Source organism: Paenibacillus medicaginis (genome assembly GCF_042138635.1).
GTDB lineage: Bacteria > Bacillota > Bacilli > Paenibacillales > Paenibacillaceae > Paenibacillus > Paenibacillus medicaginis.
Window position 1 is genome coordinate 1 of record NZ_JBHIRY010000031.1, and the last position, 19,640, is coordinate 19,640.

Here is a 19,640-nt window from a genome sequence, read left to right on the forward strand (position 1 = left end):
TTCTTCCTTCTCTTTCCCACGCACTTCGCGGACAACCCATTCTGTAATAGGCCTATGCAATAGACCTAAGTAGTAACCGCTAAAGTAAATAACGGATCAATTGAGGTGCGAACATGCCTGTTGCTACGCTATTCAAGACCATTGAATAAGTCTATTATTTGTTGGATCGTGCCTTATGGAGAAGCAGATCGATTCGAGGTCATGAGACGATCTTAGGAGAAAGCAGAGCGTTTAGGTGATGTGAAACCGACCGTGAGAGAAGGGGGGAGGGAGCGAAGCAAGGCACCGAAAAAATAAAAAGACCCGGGTCCTCGTTGCCGCTTGAACCTGAATTTTTCCGATTTCCTCGTTCATACTAGCCGACACTAGCCCACAGCGTTCAAGCGACGCAGCTTATGCTCACCTTTCCTCGTTCAAGCCCTGCGATCAGGACGCAGCCGCAAGAGGCTAATCCGGCTGGCGCGCAATCAGTTGGCGGTAAGGGATCGCCGGAATCGTCACACCGATGTACAGCAACTTCTGCCACATCGTTGCTTTCCCTTCAGTTAGGCGCAGTCGGCGAATCCATAATCCATAATCCATAATCCATAATCCACGAACGTAAGTTCTTTTTCTCATTATACCAAACATGCGTTCCTATTTCAGGCCGAGCATCCCATCTGGGCTGCCTCTTTTTCTTATCTCTTTTCTCTCGTTTCTCTTTATTCCTTCCCCTAGGCCCCAACCCCCGCATTCTGATCAAAAGGGATAATCGTGCAAAGCTGTATGGAAAGGCATTAGGCATTAGGCATTAGGCACCGGGCAACGGACACCACACGCCGGACATCACACGCCAGACACCACCCTATAGACACCCATCTCACTCTGGCTACTAGACTCTGAGGGGTCGAAACCTCTTCTTGCAAGAAAGCTAGCAAAAAGCTGTCTGCTTTGATTCAGCGTCAACTCCAGCAGTAGATCTCCGTTTTACCCTGTTATATCAGGGCCTGTTTGCCGATTTCATGCTGCTAAAGTTGAGTTAAAAAAACATCCTGGGTTCGGTCGGTCCCCCATAGGAGAACCGGTCGAACCCAGGATGTGTCATCTAAGAAGAACGTCTATCGACGCGTACATTCATCGAAGCTTGGCTGTTTCACAGCGGCTGAATCGTAAATTCGAACGCTAGGGACTGATCCGCCTTGATGCGGTACTCCTCATGAACTGGAGCTCCCCAGCTGTCGTCTCCGCCCACGCCCATTTGCTTGCCCGCCACCGTAATTACGGTATAGTGAACCTCAGGCAGCTCATACAGATGATAGGCGCTTTCCAGTTCGAACGCGGTATACGGCGAGATATTGGCCTCAACCGGCGCTGATGCTGGCGCTGTAATGCGGATGCCCTGCTGCAGGTCGTCCGTGATGTCCACACGCCGGACCCCGGTACGGTTGCCGGACGCCTGCGGAACCACATAACCGGACACGTTGTCTGCCGCCTCATTGCTGAAGGTCGTCAGCCTTGCGCCGAAAGCACGGTCAGCATAGTTCTCCTCCGGCCCCAGTGCATACCAGTCCAGATGGCGATAATCCGCCGGAACCTTGAACGACAGGGCGAAAATCGGCAGATCCGGCAGCCCGGATGTACCCTCATACATGTTCTTCACCCGCACACTTCCATCCGCATACACCGTATAAGCCGTAGCCACTCCCACACTTGCATGCACACTAAGGCTGTAGTGGAAGGTAACCGTTACGCAGCCTAGATCTTCCGTAATGGCAACACTCGTACATTTGCGCGCCAGACTTGCCGCAAACCAGGCTCCCGCTTCGTAGCCCAATGCCATACCTTTGTCATTGTCCGTCGTAGCCCGCCAGAACAGCGGCGCCGGTGGCATGGCGATCATCTCCCGGCCGGAGTAACGCAGCGAAGTCAGGCTGCCGGCTCCCTTCGAGAACATCACCGAGAAGTTGTTGCCATGCACGCCGATGTTCACGTCTCCCTGGACGACTTTCAGCTCACCCGCAGGCAGCTGCGGAGAAACCGCATCCTCCACCTGGAAAATATGCTGGCCGAAGGCCACTTCATGGCCGGCAGGTGCCCACAGCGCAGGCTCGCGCAGTACGAGCGAAGCATGAATCGCATATTCGCCCGGTGCAGCGGCCACGTCCGGCAGGTCATACGCGATGAATGCCTCGCTTCCCGCAGCCACCTCAGGCTGCAGAATGCCGCGGTAGATTTCCCGCCCTTCATGGAGCAGGCTATATACGAGATCATAGTCTTGAGTTCCCGCGAACAGGTTTTCGTTTTTCACGGTCACTCCACTGCGGTCAGGGAACAGCTTGATGTTCTGATACAGGAATTTGACCTCCTGCATCTTCGGCGACAGCTCCCGGTCCGCGTAGACAATACCGTCCGTGCAGAAGTTATAATCCGTCGCCCGGTCGTCGAAATCGCCGCCAAAGGCAAGATACTCCTGGCCGTAACGGTTCTTTTTCATGACAGCCTGATCAATATAATCCCAGATGAAGCCGCCCTGATACATATCGTATTTATGCTCAAGCTCCGTGTACTTGTGCATGCCACCCACCGAGTTGCCCATCGCGTGCATATACTCGCAGCTGATATATGGCTTCTGCGGGTTGTCGTTCAGGTATTGTTCAATATCGGCCACTTTGGCATACATGCGGCTTTCCATATCACTTGTGTCATTGTAATCCCGGTTGTGGAAAACACCTTCATAATGGACCAGTCTGCTTGAATCCGCCGCTCTGAAATAGTTGGCGACATTCAGAATCACTTCGCCCGCATAGGATTCGTTGCCGCAGGACCAGATCAGAATGGAAGGGTGATTTTTATCCCGCTCCAGCATCGATACTGCCCGGTCCATGACAATATCCTGCCACTCCGGCAGATTGCCCGGAATATTCCAGGACGGCTCGACCGCCCCCAGCTTCTGCCACGACCCATGCGTCTCCAGGTTCATTTCATCAATGACGTAAATGCCGTACTCGTCACACAGCTCATACCACAAGGTTTGGTTCGGATAATGGGAGGTGCGGACGGCATTCATGTTGTTCTGCTTCAAGGCACGGATGTCCCACAGCATATCTTCCTTCGTAATCGCCCGCCCGGTGCGGCAGTTGAATTCATGGCGGTTTACACCTTTGAAAACGATGCGTTTGCCGTTCAGGCACATCACCTTATTGATCATTTCGAAGCGGCGGAAGCCCGCCTTCTGCGGAATGACTTCAACCAGTTCCCCGGCCTCGTTATAGATATGGATGTACAAGGTATACAGATATGGCTGCTCCGCGCTCCACGGACTGACTTGCTCAATGTTGCTGGAGAGGGATAGCTTCCCTTCCGTGAAGGAGCCATCCAGCGATGCAACAATTTGCTGGTCCACATCCTTGACGTCTACCCGCACCCGAGCAGGCACATCTTGTTCCAGCCTCAGATTAAGCTCCAGCATACCGTTCGTATAGGAATCATCCAACCCGGCCTGCACTTTGACATCACGGACATGAATTTCCGGAATGGTGTACAGATACACATCTCTGAAAATACCGGAAAAACGCCAGAAATCCTGATCCTCCAGCCATGCTCCCGTGCTTCTCTGGTATACCTCCACCGCCAGCCGGTTCTCCCCTTCCTGCAGGAAAGGAGTCAGCTCGAAATCGGAAGGGGTAAAGCTGTCTTCCCCATAACCGACAAAATGTCCGTTCAGCCACACATACAACGCCGTTTCCACACCCTGAAAGGAGATGAATACAGGCCGTTCCTTCATGGAATCCGGCAAACGGAAGCTGGTCACATAGCTGCCCACCGGATTGTCTCCCTCCGGAAGCTGCGGCGGCCGCAGCTCATGATGCCCGTCCCACGGATACATCGTGTTCACGTACTGCATTTGCCCATAACCCTGGGTCTGGATATGGCCAGGTACGGTAATGTCACCCCAGCCGCTCACGTTGAAATCCTCCAGATAGAACGACTGCGGACGGCTGGCCGGGTTCGCGGCATAGTTGAACTTCCACGTGCCGTTCAGGCTGTGGCGCATAGCCATGGGTCCCTGCGCTTCCGCTTCCTGCACTGTTTTATAGTATTTGTGGTCCGAATAAGCAGGCAGCCGGTTGACCGCGAACACGCTCACATCCGACAGCCACTCCTGGCTCCATTCATTGACTTTTGAAGTCTTTGCTCCCACCAAAAAAATCCACTCCCACGCAAAAAGTTTATTTAACGGAACCCACCATACCTGCTACAAAATGCTTCTGCATCACAAAGAATACAATTGCTGTAGGCAGAGTTGAGATGACGATCGCGGTCATAATGACCCCGTAATCCGGCGAATAGCTTGAGCCCAGATTGGAAATGAGCAGCGGAATCGTCTGATTCTCGGGAGTCTGCAGCACGATCAGCGGCCACAGGTAGTTGTTCCAGCTCGACATGAACGTAATAATCGCGGCGGCGGCATAGGTCGTCTTCATCGTCGGCACATACACCCGGAAGAACAGACCCAGCTCGGACAAGCCGTCTATCCGGCCCGCTTCCAGCAGATCCTTGGGAAACATTTTCGAGCTTTGCCGGAAGAAGAAGATCAGAAACGCCGTTGCAAACGTTGGAACCACCACTGCCGCCAACGTATCGATACCAATCGCAGGAACGAAATTCGTAATCGACCCGAACATGCGGTAGAGCGGAACCATGAGCGCCGCAAAAGGAATCATCATAGACAGCAGCAGGATGTTGAATACGACATCCTTCGCCCGGCTTCTGTACACTTCAAAGCCATACCCGGCCAGGGAAGAAATGAGCAGGGCCAGTACAGTGGTCGTGATTGCGACTTTGGCCGAGTTGCCGAGCGCTGTCATGATGTCAACCTGCTCCATCAGCTTGCTGAAATTCTCGCCGAGGAAGGAGCCGGGAAGCAATCGGCCCTTCGTAACATCTACCGAAGCATTCGTGGAGCTGACCAGCATCCACAGAAAAGGAAAGATGGACACAAATGCCGCCACACTCAGAAATATATATGTGAAAATCGTCTTGGTTTTACCCATTTCGCTCACCTGCCGCTTTAAACTGAAGGAATGACAAGATAATGATCATAATCACGATCGAATAAGAAACTGTTGCCGCATAACCGAAGTCGGCCGAATATTTGAAGGACAGGTTATAAATGTAATGCGAGATGGTCGTCGTGGCATTACCCGGACCGCCTTTCGTAATATTCACAACCTCGTCGAAGAGCTGCAGTGTCCCAATCGTCGATGTAATAGACGTAAACAGAATAATCGGCTTCAGCAACGGAACGGTGATGCTGAAAAACTGCCGTACCGCCGATGCTCCGTCAATCCGCGCCGCCTCGTAAATCGATGAATCGATATTTTGCAGACCTGACAGGTAGAAAATCATGTTGTAGCCGGTCCAGCGCCACGTAATCGCGATAATGATCGTCACCTTGGCCCAGAACGGATCAGTAATCCACTGAATCGGTACACTGATCATGTGCAGATTCAGCAGTAAGGAATTGACCAGACCGTCCCCGGCGAACAGGTATTTGAATACGACGGAATAAGCCACAAGCGACGTAATGCAGGGCAGAAAGATCGCTGTGCGGAAAAAACCCTTGAATTTCAGGTTTTTATCATTCAACAGCACAGAAATGAACAACGCCAGAATCACCATCAGCGGGACCTGGAAAATGAGATAAATAAACGTATTCTTGACAGCGGTCAGAAACATGGAATCTGTAAACAGCCGCGCATAGTTGTCAATTCCGGTAAAGGTAAGGTTCGTTCCCGTTCCGGTCTGGAAGGACAGAATCAGGGCCCGCAGCATGGGATAAAAATAAAAAGCAAAGATCATAATGACCGCGGCGGCGATGAACAACCAGCCGGTCAGACCCGCTTTTACCCTTCCGGACAAGCCGGGCTTGGCTTCTCTCATATAACTCACTCCTTATTTAAACAGGCACGCGATTCCTTGCCCAGCATTCGTCAAGGGGTCGCGCGCCTGCTATCTGTCTATGGCTCTGGACACAGCATGTGCTGCTTTATTTCAACTGTGCTTCCGCCTGTGTCTGGGCATCATTGATGACGGAGTCAACATCCTTGCCATTCATGTAATTCTGAACTTCAACAGCCAGAATATCCTCGATGGCATACGTATGCAGACCATAGTTCACTGTCGGAATTTGTTCCGACCATTTTGCGAAGTCAGCATAGATTTTTTGTCCGTTGAAGAATTCCTGTCCTTCTTCGTAAGCCGGTCCGCTGGCTGCTGCTTTCAGCGAGCCAATGGCGCCGATTTTGGTAATCATTTGCTGATACAGCTGGGTATCTGAACCGAAGGTTTGCTTCAGGAAGTCTGCTGCCGTATCCTGACCGTCCATGTTCATGACATACCACGAGCTGCCGCCGAGATTAGAGGCGTTCACAGAATTGTTGCCGGCCATTTTCGGAAACGGTACAACAGCCCATTTGCCGGATTGGGAAGCTTCCGCCTTGATGGAAGGTGTAATCCAGTTGCCTGTCGGAACAGTTGCCACATTACCGCTGTTAAAGGCGGCCAGGAATTGACTCCAGTCGGAGGTCATGGTCACAATGTTGGCATCCATAAGCTTTTTGTAAGTCTCCAATGCTTCTTTCATCGCCGGGTTGCCTGCCAGATCAGGCGTCTTTCCGTCTTCTTTCAGATACCATGAGCCTGCGGACTGCAGCATCATGCGGATCAGCCCAAGGTCATTCGGGTCCTGTGACAGGAAGTCCTTGCCGGTTTTAGCTTTGACATCCTTACCGATCTCGATGTAACGATCCCACGTAATGTTCGTCAAGTCTTCAACCTTGTAACCTGCTTGCTCCAGGTAGTCTGTTCTGACATACAATCCGGTAACGCCGGAATCGAACGGAACGCCGTACTGCTTGCCGTTCGCGCTGGTCGGTCCGATTTTGTAATCAGCGAAGGCTGCAGGATCAATCGTGTTCGTCATGTCATGGAAGGAATCCGGGTAAGCCTGCAGGAAGTTCTGCGCCCGGTAATCCTCGATCAGCACGATGTTCGGCAGACCTTTTGTCGTACCGGAGTTCAAGCCTGTGTTCAGCTTTTGCACGATATCAGCCTGTGCGTATTCCACGATGTTGATGGTCACATCCGGATGCTTGGCCACATACAACTCCTTGGCAATATTCAGGGCTGCAATATTAAAGTTAGGGTCCCAGGCCCAGATCGTGATCTCTTTTTTATTGGGATCCGAAGCCGCTCCCCCTTCTTTGGCACCCCCGCCGCTTGAACAAGCGGACAATACGAGCACGCATGCCAACAAGAGCAAAATCATTTTTTTCATGTGTTCAACCCCTGTTTCTTTTTAGAATTCGGGTTCCTTGAAACCCTTTACTGAAAGCGTTTCCCTTCAGCATGAATATCTTATCATTCACGCTTTTGGGACTGCTATAAATATCTTTACCTAGATTTGTTTTATTATTATGTTCTTCCGTTGGATAACGCTTTCAAATTGTACTTTTTTTTGTTTCTGGCATTTTTATTGGCGATCTTCGCTTTGCTGCAGCTGCGCTTTGAGCTGATCCAGATCAATTACGGTACCGGTTACTCTTGCCTCTTCCGCCGCATAGGCCATCATGTGACTTTCGACAGACCTGTCAATGGAGGATCTGCTGCTGAAATCGGGTTTGTTCAAATTATCCAAAAAATCGTTCATCAGACCTGTATCGCCGCCAAGATGGCCGCCGCTCAGGGAAGCTGGCCGAATGACCGTTTGCTGGTTGGCCTCAACCATATTGGAGTTAAACCGGGTGACCTCAATGACATTCTGGGCATCGTCCCCCCGAATTTCTCCATGCTCGCACATGATTTTGATCGTGCGGCACATTGTATTGGTAAATCCGCTCAGGTTAAACGTGGCCGTAACCCCGTTCTTAAACTCGATAAGGGTCACCTGATGATCACACACATCATTGTCCATCCGGTACACACAGTGTCCGTAAGGACTCGTCTGCAGTGCCTGCAGCAATGCTTCTTCCGTCTGATCTGCTGCAACGACGGTAGCCGGCCATTGCCCCCGCACAGGCAAATAGGCTTTTCTTGCATCGAACCGGCATTCCGCAGCGACCTTGCAGTCCAGGCAGCGCTCAGCGCTGCCTGCCGGCGCATTCTCCTCTTTAAAATAAGTGAGGCTGCCGTACGAAGAGATTCGTTTGGCATCGCTGTCCACAAGCCAGGATAGAATATCCATGTCATGACAGGACTTCTGCATGATGATCGGACTGCTCAGATCGCTCCTCCTCCAATTGCCTCTTACAAAGGAATGGGCCATATGGAAATTGCCGATATTTTCGTTATGCTGAATGGTGATGATTTTACCGAGCTCCTGGCTGTCAATGATTCTCTTCATCTCTGCAAAGAAATTCGTATACCTGAGCACATGGCATACAATCACCTTGCAGCCTTTTTTATTGGCTTTTTCGTTGATTCTCAAGCATTCTTCAGGACTTGGTGAAATGGGCTTTTCCAGCAAAATATCATAGCCAAGCTCCAGCGCTTCCATCGTTTGCGCATAGTGGTCCCTATCCATGGAAGAGATGATGATGGCATCGCACATTCTCCCCAAACCATAAAATTCATCCACAGCTGCGAATTGTTTATCCGGCGGAATCCGAAACTCATCCGCTGCCGCCTTCCTTCTGCTGTCATCCGGTTCAACAACCGCCACAATTTCCGCACTTTGGCATGCATGCCTTGAATAGATCATACCCCTTTGTCCTGCACCGATTAACGCCAGCTTCAAATCCATAACCTCCCATGTAAATGGCTGTCTGCGTTACAGTTTTATTACGTTACTTGTTGCTTTATGCTCGTTCAATCAGGGGCAGCGTAATTCTCACCCTCGTGCCCTCACCTTTGGCGCTTGTGATGCTTACCCCGTAATCCTCACCGTACAACAGGGTAATGCGGTTATGCACATTCTGAATGCCGATGCCGGTAAAAAGCTGGCGCTTGCTCTTCGGATTGGGCAAGGTATCCTGGCCGGACAAGCCGTCCATGCCGTCGCCGTTATCCGCAACCTCGCAAATGAGCATATCCTCTGTGCGGGACACCAGAATGTAGATCATGCCTTCATTTTTCTGATTAAAGGCATGGAAGAACGCATTCTCAATAAAAGGCTGGATGATCAGCTTTGGCACATGATAGTGCATGCAGTCGGGTGACGCGAATGTATTGACCTTGATCCGGTCTCCATAGCGGACATGGTTAATAAACACGTAATTTTGCATATTGGCCAGCTCCTGCTCGATGGTGACCGTCTCATTGACGTTGCTGATCGTATTCTGCAGCAGGGAGATGAGCGCATTGATGGTCTCGGCAGCCTTCTCCTTGCTGCCTTGCTGCACCAGAAATTTGATGGAGGCCAATGTATTGTACAGAAAATGCGGATTAATCTGCCGCTGCAGCGCCGCCAGCTCGGCATTCCGCTGTTCCTTCTGGGTATGCAGCAGCCTGGCGATATAATCGTTCAGCTCGTAGAGCATGTAGTTAAAAGCCTTGCCCAGCTCGCGTGTCTCGTAGCTGCCGCCAATGTCGATGTAATTATCGAAATTTTTCTCCGTAATATTCGACATCTGCTTGACGAGGCGGGACAGAGAATCCGTCAGCCTTCTGGAAATCAGGAATACGATCAGCAGGGAAAGCGAAATAATCGCCAGACAGATCAGCACGACCGACTTGACGTTGATAATCTGGCCTACGGCATACTTGCGGTCAATCAGATTGACGAGATAGAAATCGTAGGCAGGGATGTAATTGGCGAGCAGAATATGGTCCTTGCCCATTACTTCCGCATTTTTGTAGGAAAGTTGCTGAGTGGCGATATCCACCGCATCGCTGAGCAGCTCAGGCGAGCTCTGTCCAATCCATTCTGCGCGGTTGCTGGAAACGATGCGGCCAGCATTGTCCAGAATGACAACATCATTGCCTGTGCTAGTAAAATTGGAATAGAACTGTTTGAATTCCTGTTCACGGATGGAGACATACAAAGTGCCGTACAGTGTTCCGCTGGTACGTTCGACAAGGGCTTTGGAGGCGATGATAAAATGCTCGTTCTGCGCCGCTCCGACCGCACGTTCACGGTCATACTGATACATGAGCCGCTTCGGCTCGGCAATGGTATTGACCGTAATGTGATGGTCTGCCAGGTCTTCCCCCGCCACAGACCAGTTCATCTGGCCGGCAGAATAGCTTCTGCCGTTCACGCCTGCAATGGTAATGCCCACATCATAAGCGTCCACACTGGATTTGATCTGCTTCATCTGCTGGCCCATATTGAAATAAGTCTTGGCCGTCGTGACAGAATTGGCGCTGCCGGCGGTCAGGAAGCTCTTCACCGTCAGACTTTGGGACGCATAGCTGGAGGCGTTAACGATAGAATCGTTGAATGACTCAAAGCTGGTTTTAATCTGGTTCAGCACCTTCGAATTCGTAATGCTGAAGGTTTCGACAAACAGACGCTCCGACATACGGAGCGTCACCAGCGAGGTGAACACGCATACCGCCGTAATGCTGATGATCATGACGATGAATATATTAAAGAACAACCCGCCCTGCTTCATGCGGTCCAAATATTTTTTCATACGTTCTTCCCTTTTCCCTGTTAATGCTTTCTTCGATATTGGCTGGGCGAGGTGCCTGTCAGCTTCTTGAATACCTTCGTAAAATAGCTGTGATCCGAGTACCCGACGATGCTGCTGATTTCCGAAATCGGAGCTGTGCTGGAACGCAGCAGCTCTGCTGCCTGATCGATACGGACCTTATTCAGATATTCGCTGAACCCTTCCTGGTTGTGCGCGGCAAAATAGGTCGACAAATAGGACGGGTTGAAATGAAAATGCTTGGCCAGCGCGGTCAGACTGAGCGGCTCGCTGTAATGGTCATTGATGTAATCGAGGAGCATTTTCATACTGCCATCACCCGTCTGCTGCCGCTTCAAGGAAATCAATATGTCCGCTTCCCGCAGGAAATCCTCCAGCCTGGCGGTGGCTTCATGCACATGACGAGCCTCTTCGATGGCCTGAAAGTAGGCAAACTTCGCTTTGTCCAGCTCCTTGACATCATATCCGGAGCCGCCGAGCAGAATCGTAATATTGAAAATGATGTTCCCCAGAAAGGATCTGAATTCGGAAGCAGGGCTGCTGTAATCCTGCGCCATCCCGGCAACATGATCCCGCAGGGACTGGAAGGCCGCTTCAAAATGCTCCCGTTTCATTTCTTCGGCAAAACGCTTCAGGTCAAACAGAGCGGTGTGTGAAGCCTGCTGCGGCAAGAAATTCTCCGTTAAGAGCGGTGCTTCCGGAACATAAAATCTGCTGTCCAGCAGCTTCATCAGCCTGTCCCTGAATAGGCTTCCCAATTCGCTGAACTCGCTGAACCAACGGCTGACCACCCATCCGGCGCCTGGTTGGCCGGTGGCCGACGGCTGTGCCAGACTTTCTGCTTTCGCCAGCAGATGTGCATAGTCTGCCTGCCCCACATTGATCAATAAAACCGACAAATGGCTGTCCGCCGGTACTGGCATGATCACAATATGCTCCAGGGACGCGCGCAGCGAGTCGGCAAACTGCTGCCCGGGATCAGATAACCCGGCCCCGCCTTTGGGAGACAAGCGGCCCCTGTCCGTACCAAGCAGGCAAAAACCGCTATAGGGAAAATGACGCTGTGGAATAGCCGGGTCAAATTCAAAGTCATAGGACGCAAGCAGCTTCCCGATCACGGACTCCACCGTGACGGTATGCTCGCCGCTGCCGCCGCTGTATTGGAGGGACGGAATGCGGCGGGCGGTCTTTTGCAGCACCCGCAACAGCTCCTCTGTCTCCAGCTTCGGTTTCAGTATATAATCGGCCACCCCGCTTTGGAAGGTTGAGCGGACATACTCGAACTCACCATAGCTGCTGAGCACAATGATTTCAATATGCGGATAACGGCTTTTTACCACTCTGGTGAACTCTTCGCCGTCCATCAAGGGCATGACAATATCAGTAATGACAATGTGCGGCTGCACCGTTTCAATCAACTCCAAGGCCTCGCGGCCATTGGAGGCCTCCCCGATGATCTCGAATCCATACTGCTCCCAGTTTAAATAATGCTTGATCCCCTGACGGACAAGCGTTTCATCATCCACGATCAAAATCCGGCACATCTGCTCCATGCTCTCACTCCCCAACATTAAGGAAATTCCTGGTATTCTATATCACAAGTTCATATGATAGCGCTTTAATAAGTGTTCTTATGCTACCATAATTCAATTCAAAGGGGCAAAGAAATTTTATCTTCCTGCAGCATGTAAAAATTGGCCTGGGCTGCTACTGTTACATGTTGCGAGACTCATCTTCAACATAACCTATAGCATTCAAGAGGTCGTTAGATAAGCTTTGCAAACTAGGGACAACGTCCATAACCCCTGTTTCTTTAGCTTTAAAGATTGAACGAGTATGTTCTTTTAAAACAGACATCATTTTTTCATATTGTTACCTTTCGCAGCAAGAAATCGGCAAACAGGCCCTGATATAACGGGGTAAAACGGAGATCTCTGGCTGGGGTTGACGCTGAATCAAAGAAGACAGCTTTTTGCTAGCTTCTTGCAAGAAGGGGATTCGCCCCCTCAGAGTCTAGTAGCCAGAGTGAGATGGGTGTCTATAGGGCGCGGTGTGTGGTGCCTGGTGTCTGATGCCTGGCACCTGATGCCTGGTGTCTGGTGCCTTTCCATGCAGCTTTGCACGATTATCCCTTTTAGTCAGAATGCGGGGGTTGGGGGCCTAGGGTAAGGAATAAAGAGACAAAAGAGACAAAAGAGATAAGAAAAAGAGGCAGCTCAAGTGGGATGTTCGGCTTGAAATAGGAACACATGTTTGGTATAATGAAAAAAAAGAACTTATGTTCGTGAATTATGGATTCGGAGGCGAGCAGACATGGAAGTCCAAGTGGAAACGGAACTTCAATCCTTTAGCAGTCGTTATCACAGCGAGCAGGCCTGCATGGAGGCATTGATCGCGATGAAGTGGCCGAATGGTTTCGTCTGTCCACGCTGCGCCCATACCCGCTGCAGTCGTCTAACTTCCCGACGTGTCCCTTTGTTCGAGTGCACAAGCTGTGCGCATCAAACGTCGGCTTTGGTGGGCACGATTTTTGAACGAACGCATCTCCCCCTGACCAAGTGGTTCCAAGCGCTGGAGTTGTTTCTGCTCCCCGACGGCATCTCGGCGATGCGGCTGAGCCAGGTGATCCAGGTCACCTACAAGACAGCTTGGACTGTGCTACACAAACTACGCCATGCCATCGGGGAGTTCGATGCCCGGGAGCTGCTCTGCAGAGACGTGAAGGTGAACAGTGACCTGTATGGGTGTAATCCGTCCCGACCTCAGTTTCCTCATCCGCATGCTTCGGTGGTCGTAGCCGGGTGCACCGTCACGGAGTCGGGCGAGCCGGAGCAGGTCAAAATTCGCCTGATCCCGCAGAGGAAGGGGGAGGGGCAGAGAGCAAATCGTCACGAACTCGCTGCGTTCATCAACGAACAGGTAGATGTCCGTGTATCGGAGGTACAATCGTTCCTTCAAGCCTATCGGCTGTATAGACCCTTGCGGAAAGTGGTGAGAGAGGCGTGGGAATCGCTGAAGAGTACGTATGTAGCCTTAGGAACGAAACATCTCCAGGCATACCTCAACGAGTACACCGGCCGCCGCCGACTGCGCCTGTCCGAAGGGGGAGCAACGATGTGGCAGAAGTTACTGTACATGGTCGTGACGATTCCGGCGATCCCTTACCGCCAACTGATTGCGCGCCAACTGGTTCAGCCTCTTGCGGCTGCGGCCTAATTGCAGTACTTGAACCTAATTGCAGTACTTAAACGAGGAAAGGTGAGCCTGAGGTGCGTGGCTTGATCGGTGTGGGCTAGTGCCGGCTAGTATGAACGAGGAAATCGGATAAATTCGAGTTCAAGTGGCAACGAGGACCAGGGTCTTTTTATTTTTTCGGTGCCTTGCTCCGCTCCCTCCTTCTCTCTCGGTCGCTCAGTCGGTTTCACATCACCTAAACGCTCTGCTTTCTCCTAAGATCGTCTCATGGCCTCGAGCCGACCTGCTTCTCCATAAGGCATGATCCAAAAAATAATAGACCCATTCAATGGTCCTGAATAGCGTAACAACAGGCATGTTCGCGCCTCGTTTGATCTGTTATTTGCTTTAACGTGCCTAAAGTGTATTTTCGGTTCCCGGTTTTCTGTTTTTCTTGACCTGATCCAACGGGATAATCGTGCAAGGCTCCTGAAAAGAGAGTATCACATGTCTTGCCACGATCGGCTGGCGGCTTGGCTGTCAAGGACGGATGATTAGATTGAAGTTCAAGGCGCTCGATCTTCTTATGTAGAGCTTCTTCCCACTCATCCAATAACGATGTTATAGCTGCTATATATTGTACACTGTTATCATCAAGAAGCACCTCAAATAAAGTATCGGATACGACGCCACGAAACTCTGATGCCCCCAGATTCTTACCTACAAACATGAGATCCAAATCAGAATCCTCTTTGAAATCCCCTCGGGCCCGAGAATCAAACAGTATGACATAAGCTAGATCCACTTTCCGAGAAAGTTTCATACCATACGTTACATTATATCGCCGAATCGGCAGCAAAAAAAAGCGATTGCTCCCAATGGTTAGCGGAAGCAATCGCCGTGAGACGGGTTATTTCCGTTCCAGCAAACAATCCAGAATAAATTCAAGCTGTGCTTCCAGAGATATCGGATCGTTGAATAAATCCCCCTTGCGGTTCGTCATGAAGACCAGGTTATTCTTGACAGCGGGGAGGTTTTTCCACAAGCTGCTCTCATATACAGCAGAAGGATCGGCGTCATCACCGCTCCAGGCGTTCGTGAAAATATAGTCTCCAGCGTACTCCGGCAGCTTCTCCAGAGACAGGTTCGCCCATCCTTGGCCGCTATCAATGGCCTCCTTCTGAATGATCGGCGGCGCTTTCAGCTCCAGTTCGCCATAGAGGATATCGCCGCCTCTGCCAAAGTTATGGCCAAATGCATAGATTCCTTTAGCATACGGTTGCAGGATAGATACGGTCTTGTCCCCGACCGCAGCCTGTACCTGAGGCTTCACCGCGGCGATTTTCTGATCCCATGCAGCAATCCATGTCTCCGCTTCGGCCTCCTTGCCTGTCATCTTGCCGAATTCACGCAGCTGCTCTCTTAATGGAAGCTCGCCAAACTTGATAGCCACGGTAGGGGCAATCTTCGAATAACTCTCAATGAGGCTGGCATCTGCCCACCCGGGGGCAATAATCAGGTCAGGCTTAAGCTCCAGTATCTGCTCAAAAGACTGGCCATCCCCCAAATTTTCGACACCATCCAGCTTCCCCTCAAAATAAGGATTCTCCAGCGCCTGCTGATTCACCCCCACAGGTTTGATGCCGAGCACCAGCAAATCCCCGACATAGCTGTCTGCCACTTCCACAACCCGCGCAGGATTGCGCGGAATCTCGATTACACCATTCGAGGCCTGGTATTTAATGGTCTCTGACTGCACAGCTTCTGTGCTATTCGTGCTGCCAGCCGACTCCCCCGAATTAGCCGCTGAAGGAGTGGAAGTTTTTCCGCAAGCCGCCAGAACCCCAATCATAAGACATGTAAAAACAACAAATGCCCATTTACGAACTTGATGTATGTACATAATGCTCTCTCCTGTCCTGTGTTATTCTAATTGAGAATAATTATCAATCAAATAATAACAGGGATGTCCATCAGTGTCCAGCAAATTAAGCGAATAAACAGACTGCCGGGACTTCCCGACAGCCTGATACCGCATGGCAATCGTTATGCTTTCGTCAGCACCAGCTCAAGCTGAACTTTTATGTCATTTTCCGTGTCCAGCACAACCGAGTGCGGGTTCGTCAGTCCGAAGTCCTGGAAGGTCACCGTCGTTGTGCCGGACAGCAGCAGTTGACCGCCGCTATAGACCGCCTCGGAAGCAAAGGACACCTCTTTTTCAATGCCTTTCACGGTCATTGTCCCGGTCAGCTCAACCGGCACCTTCTCCCCTTCGGTCCATTCCTCCGGCAGAGCGGAGAAGGAGGTGGCTTCAAACTTGGCTTCCGGGTGTGTGGCTACATCAAAGAAATCTCCCTGCTGCAGATGCTCGTCCCGCTGCGCGTTGCCGGAGTCCAGATTCGCCATGGCCACCGTGCCTTGCCCTCTCATCGCCGCCGGATTGCTCAGGTCTACCGTCCAGTTGCCCTCCACCGCTTCATTCACGAAATTCACCGTTTCCCGCGATGTGGTAATAGACCAGTACACCTTGGATTCATCCGATACCGTCCATGCTCCGTTAAGCTCATCCGCGCCTGCTGCCGACCCTGCCTGTGCTGTGGCATCTGCTGCCGTACCGGAGGAAGTAACCGATTCTATTTCCACATTGTTGCCAAGATAACTGTTCATAAATGAATTAGCAAAAATACCTCCGCCGATGAGGACCACCGCGACTCCTCCGATAATCCAGTATCCTTTTTTCTTCATTATTCCACTCCTTAATGATTATGTTTGTATACATGTATCCTAGCACTTCAATATGTCGGCAAAATGTCGAAGCCCCTGACAACAACTACCTCCAGCTTTACCCGCCGTATGAGGGCTCATTATAATAGAGCCTAACAGCCGGATCATCTTAATAGAAGAGATTGAACCCGGCCTATGTATACAAGATTCACGATAAAGGAGCTTATAACTTGAAAACGATCTTGATCATAGAAGATGAACCGGCCATTTCCCGGGTGCTCACGGCCTACCTGGTGAAAGCCGGCTTTCAGGTCATTCAGGCCGCCGAAGGCAGGAAGGCGCTTGAGCTGTTCGAGCAGGAGACGCCTTCGCTTGTGCTGCTGGATATCATGCTGCCACAGGTGGACGGCTGGACTATATTGGAGCGAATACGCGAGCAGAGCAACTGCCCTGTCATCATGCTGACTGCACGCGACAGTATCGATGATAAGCTCGCCGGGCTTAACGGCGGCGCCGATGACTACATGTCCAAGCCTTTTATCCCGGAGGAGGTTGTCGCGCGAGTGCAGGCCGTGCTGCGCCGTCCCTCCCAATGGCAGGATGAGCGCAGGAGACACCATTTCGGCAGCCTGTCCATCGACTTTCTGACCCGGCGTGTGCTGTTGAACGGAGCTCTGGTGGAGCTTCCTCCACGTGAAATGTCCATGCTGATGTTTCTCGCCCAGCACCCGAACCTGATTTTTACCCGCGAGCAGCTCATTGAACAAATATGGGGAGCGGATTACGAGGGCAGCGACCGGGCTGTGGATCTGTCCATCCGGCGGCTGCGCATGGCTTTGGCGCAATGGCCGCCGGATGAAGGGGAAATTAAAACACTGAGGGGAACGGGGTATCAATTTTGGACCGCAAACGGACATCGATTTTAACATATTGGACCATCCGTTATTTTATTGTGCTGTTGATCGGACTGCTGCTGATTGCGGTGATCTCGATCTTCTCACTGCGGGAGGAGACCATTAGCAATCAGCTGCAGACCGCCAGACTGTTCGCTGAGGAAATCGCCGACCGCTTGGCCAGCAAGGAAAGAACAGGCGAGCCTGTCGATAACCTGGATTCCTTGATCGAAGACCGAAAGCAGTTCATCAAATACGGAGCCGATATCTGTGTCATTGTGACGGATCAGGAGGGGAAACCCGTGTTCTCCAATCCCAAGCTTTCGGAAAAACAGGCCCGCGAGCGGCTCAATCCCGAAAAGGGCAGGCAAAACGGCCCGGCACTCAAGCCCGTTACCGCCCCGATCGTGTATAACGGCTCCACCCTTGGCCAAGTGACGCTGCTGCAGCGCGATAATTCCCTGTCCTTTTCTTCCAATGAGATCAGCCTGCTGGCTGCCGCTTTGGTATCCTTCGCTTTATTGGGCTGGCTGACCATCTACCTGCTTTCGCGCAAATTGTCCATGCCGATCCGTAATGTGGCACAGGCTGCCGAACGAATCAGCCACGGGGACTATGACGTTCAGTTGGCTGCGGGGGTAAAAGAAAGAGAGTTGAACGAGCTAATTGCCTCCTTCGGAGACATGGCTAAACGGCTGAAGCAGCTTGAGCACTCCAGGGAGTTTATGCTGGCCGGGCTGACACATGAGCTGAAAACACCGGTCACCTCCGTCAAGGGACTGGTGTATGCGGTGCGTGAGGGCGTCGTGACGGAGAGAGAGGCTGAAGAGTTTCTCGACATTGCCCTGCAGGAGACGGACAGGCTGCAGCGGATGATTGCCGATCTGCTGGATTATAACGCGTTAGCTGCCGGAGTCATCCATATCAAGCGCGAAGTGCTTGATGCCGGACCGTTGCTCGGGGAAATCGCACACCAGTGGTCTCTATTCCAGCCCGAGGATGCAGCGCGGCCTGAACTCGCCGTTCCCGATCATCCTGTCAGGGTAACAGGTGATGCGCTCCGCATTCAGCAGATTATTACGAATCTGCTGAACAACAGCGCACAGGCCGGACATGAAAGGCGCAGCATCCGGATCCGGGCCTCGCTGCAGATCCGTAAAGACGGTTTTGCGGAAATAACAGTTACTGATAACGGAATCGGTATCCCGCCGGAGGAGCGGGAGCTCGTATTTCAGCGCTTCTACCGGGGGGAGGACAAGAAGCAGAGCATCCGGGGCCTTGGCCTCGGGCTGACCTTCAGCAAGCTTCTGGCCGCCGGCATGGGCGGGAATTTGGAGCTGCTGACCAGCTCCAATGAAGGCAGCACCTTCATGCTGCGGCTTCCCCTGGCGGATTACAGCTCCGCGGCCACGCCAAAATGATCCGATACGACAGGGCCTGTCTTCCCGTTCAGCACAACCGTGGAAGACTTCGCCCGCACCTGCACGCTGGAGAGAATATAGTCGATGCGCAGGCTGTCCGTATTGTTCGCCCAGCCGGCAATCGCTTTGAGCACCGTGTAGCCCTCATCGCGCAGCTCCGCTGCTTCGTACAGATCATACCAGCCGTGCTGCATGATATAGTCGTACCCTTCGCCACGAACACTGGCCGCATTATTCAGGTCCCCCATCATAAATACAGGGTTGGATCTGCAGCTCTGCAGAACGGCTTCCGCCCGGTCCCACTGCTGCCGGAAGGGCTCCTCGCTGTCATGCCACCAGCCGAAATGTCCGCTGACAAACCAGGTCTTCTCCCCGCCCGCTTCCGTCAGAATGCCGGCGATCTTCCGTGTGCGAAAATTGGCATTGTCGCGGCCTGCGGACACATAATCGCTCACCGTTTCCAGGATTGGCGTTCTCGACAGCAGCGCCATTCCTTCATCGTATTTCCCAGCGGTCATGTGAGTCGGCACCCAGGTCCAGTGATAGGTCTCTTCCAGCTGCTGCAGAAGAACATAGGCATAGTTGTCCTGCTTTATAACCGCCCCCTGCTCCGCCATCGTATAACGGGCCAGACCTTCCGCTGCGACCGCAGCTTCGTGCATGGATTGATTCACTTCCTGCAGTGCAATGACATCAAATTGATGCTCATTGATAAAGCGGGCCAACTGCCCGATCTTGTCCATCTGGTGCTCTTCATGCCAGGCATGGGTGTTCAAGGTCAACAATTTCATTTT

General features: G+C 51.8%; 15 protein-coding genes. 3 read left to right on the top strand and 12 right to left on the bottom strand.

The features are described from left to right. Positions 1–447: 447 nt before the first annotated feature. The 8 genes from ACE5LO_RS22720 to ACE5LO_RS22755 form a co-directional block, all read right to left on the bottom strand. Positions 448–582, bottom strand: a complete 135-nt coding sequence (locus ACE5LO_RS22720; protein ID WP_375522246.1) for a hypothetical protein — start codon at positions 580–582, stop codon at positions 448–450. A 550-nt stretch (positions 583–1,132) separates the two neighbouring features. Further along, entirely contained in the window at positions 1,133–4,180 is a 3,048-nt protein-coding gene (gene lacZ, locus ACE5LO_RS22725) for a beta-galactosidase, LacZ type (protein ID WP_375522286.1), read from the bottom strand. 28 nt (positions 4,181–4,208) lie between these two features. Next, positions 4,209–5,033 carry a carbohydrate ABC transporter permease gene (locus ACE5LO_RS22730; protein WP_375522247.1) on the bottom strand — a complete coding sequence of 275 codons (825 nt, stop codon included), beginning with the start codon at positions 5,031–5,033 and terminating at the stop codon, positions 4,209–4,211. Continuing rightward, complete coding sequence (locus tag ACE5LO_RS22735) at positions 5,026–5,922, bottom strand: carbohydrate ABC transporter permease (RefSeq protein ID WP_375522248.1); 897 nt, start codon at positions 5,920–5,922, stop codon at positions 5,026–5,028. Before ACE5LO_RS22735 ends, ACE5LO_RS22730 begins: the two co-directional genes overlap by 8 nt. A 106-nt stretch (positions 5,923–6,028) precedes the next feature. Continuing rightward, positions 6,029–7,318, bottom strand: coding sequence for an ABC transporter substrate-binding protein (locus tag ACE5LO_RS22740; protein WP_375522249.1), 1,290 nt, complete (start codon positions 7,316–7,318; stop codon positions 6,029–6,031). A gap of 195 nt (positions 7,319–7,513) precedes the next feature. Then, positions 7,514–8,776 carry a Gfo/Idh/MocA family protein gene (locus tag ACE5LO_RS22745; protein WP_375522250.1) on the bottom strand — a complete coding sequence of 421 codons (1,263 nt, stop codon included), beginning with the start codon at positions 8,774–8,776 and terminating at the stop codon, positions 7,514–7,516. 61 nt (positions 8,777–8,837) lie between these two features. Next, positions 8,838–10,616 (bottom strand): sensor histidine kinase, encoded by a 1,779-nt coding sequence (locus ACE5LO_RS22750; RefSeq protein ID WP_375522251.1) that lies wholly within the window; start codon positions 10,614–10,616, stop codon positions 8,838–8,840. 20 nt (positions 10,617–10,636) lie between these two features. Next, a complete protein-coding gene (locus ACE5LO_RS22755; RefSeq protein WP_375522252.1) occupies positions 10,637–12,187 on the bottom strand; it encodes a response regulator in 1,551 nt (516 codons plus the stop codon). Positions 12,188–12,947: 760 nt separating this feature from the next. Between ACE5LO_RS22755 and ACE5LO_RS22760 the strand changes: the two genes are divergently transcribed. Then, positions 12,948–13,850: a transposase gene (locus ACE5LO_RS22760; protein WP_375522253.1), complete on the top strand. Its 903-nt coding sequence runs from the start codon at positions 12,948–12,950 to the stop codon at positions 13,848–13,850. Positions 13,851–14,154: 304 nt separating this feature from the next. Here ACE5LO_RS22760 and ACE5LO_RS22765 read toward each other — a convergent pair whose 3' ends face one another. The 3 genes from ACE5LO_RS22765 to ACE5LO_RS22775 all read right to left on the bottom strand — a co-directional run bounded on the left by ACE5LO_RS22765 (position 14,155) and on the right by ACE5LO_RS22775 (position 16,553). Then, positions 14,155–14,547, bottom strand: coding sequence for a hypothetical protein (locus tag ACE5LO_RS22765; RefSeq protein WP_375522254.1), 393 nt, complete (start codon positions 14,545–14,547; stop codon positions 14,155–14,157). Positions 14,548–14,718: 171 nt separating this feature from the next. Then, complete coding sequence (locus ACE5LO_RS22770) at positions 14,719–15,711, bottom strand: iron-hydroxamate ABC transporter substrate-binding protein (protein WP_375522255.1); 993 nt, start codon at positions 15,709–15,711, stop codon at positions 14,719–14,721. A gap of 143 nt (positions 15,712–15,854) precedes the next feature. Continuing rightward, positions 15,855–16,553 carry a YceI family protein gene (locus ACE5LO_RS22775; protein ID WP_375522256.1) on the bottom strand — a complete coding sequence of 233 codons (699 nt, stop codon included), beginning with the start codon at positions 16,551–16,553 and terminating at the stop codon, positions 15,855–15,857. 209 nt (positions 16,554–16,762) lie between these two features. Between ACE5LO_RS22775 and ACE5LO_RS22780 the strand changes: the two genes are divergently transcribed. Further along, positions 16,763–17,458 carry a response regulator transcription factor gene (locus ACE5LO_RS22780; RefSeq protein ID WP_375522257.1) on the top strand — a complete coding sequence of 232 codons (696 nt, stop codon included), beginning with the start codon at positions 16,763–16,765 and terminating at the stop codon, positions 17,456–17,458. Then, on the top strand, positions 17,431–18,846 hold the full coding sequence (locus tag ACE5LO_RS22785; RefSeq protein WP_375522258.1) for an ATP-binding protein: 1,416 nt from the start codon (positions 17,431–17,433) through the stop codon (positions 18,844–18,846). The genes ACE5LO_RS22780 and ACE5LO_RS22785 overlap by 28 nt, the downstream gene beginning before the upstream one ends. On the opposite strand, the gene ACE5LO_RS22790 is transcribed toward ACE5LO_RS22785, so the two are convergent. Then, positions 18,819–19,637, bottom strand: coding sequence for an endonuclease/exonuclease/phosphatase family protein (locus ACE5LO_RS22790; RefSeq protein ID WP_375522287.1), 819 nt, complete (start codon positions 19,635–19,637; stop codon positions 18,819–18,821). The two genes, ACE5LO_RS22785 and ACE5LO_RS22790, sit on opposite strands and share 28 nt — an antisense overlap. Between the last annotated feature and the right edge of the window lie 3 nt (positions 19,638–19,640).

Bases quoted from the DNA above. Each gene is read 5' to 3' on its own strand.
- ACE5LO_RS22720 (WP_375522246.1), bottom strand. From the start codon at position 582: ATGGATTATGGATTATGGATTCGCCGACTGCGCCTAACTGAAGGGAAA.
- ACE5LO_RS22730 (WP_375522247.1), bottom strand. From the start codon at position 5,033: ATGGGTAAAACCAAGACGATTTTCACATATATATTTCTGAGTGTGGCG.
- ACE5LO_RS22735 (WP_375522248.1), bottom strand. From the start codon at position 5,922: ATGAGAGAAGCCAAGCCCGGCTTGTCCGGAAGGGTAAAAGCGGGTCTG.
- ACE5LO_RS22740 (WP_375522249.1), bottom strand. From the start codon at position 7,318: ATGAAAAAAATGATTTTGCTCTTGTTGGCATGCGTGCTCGTATTGTCC.
- ACE5LO_RS22750 (WP_375522251.1), bottom strand. From the start codon at position 10,616: ATGAAAAAATATTTGGACCGCATGAAGCAGGGCGGGTTGTTCTTTAAT.
- ACE5LO_RS22755 (WP_375522252.1), bottom strand. From the start codon at position 12,187: ATGGAGCAGATGTGCCGGATTTTGATCGTGGATGATGAAACGCTTGTC.
- ACE5LO_RS22760 (WP_375522253.1), top strand. From the start codon at position 12,948: ATGGAAGTCCAAGTGGAAACGGAACTTCAATCCTTTAGCAGTCGTTAT.
- ACE5LO_RS22770 (WP_375522255.1), bottom strand. From the start codon at position 15,711: ATGTACATACATCAAGTTCGTAAATGGGCATTTGTTGTTTTTACATGT.
- ACE5LO_RS22775 (WP_375522256.1), bottom strand. From the start codon at position 16,553: ATGAAGAAAAAAGGATACTGGATTATCGGAGGAGTCGCGGTGGTCCTC.
- ACE5LO_RS22790 (WP_375522287.1), bottom strand. From the start codon at position 19,637: ATGAAATTGTTGACCTTGAACACCCATGCCTGGCATGAAGAGCACCAG.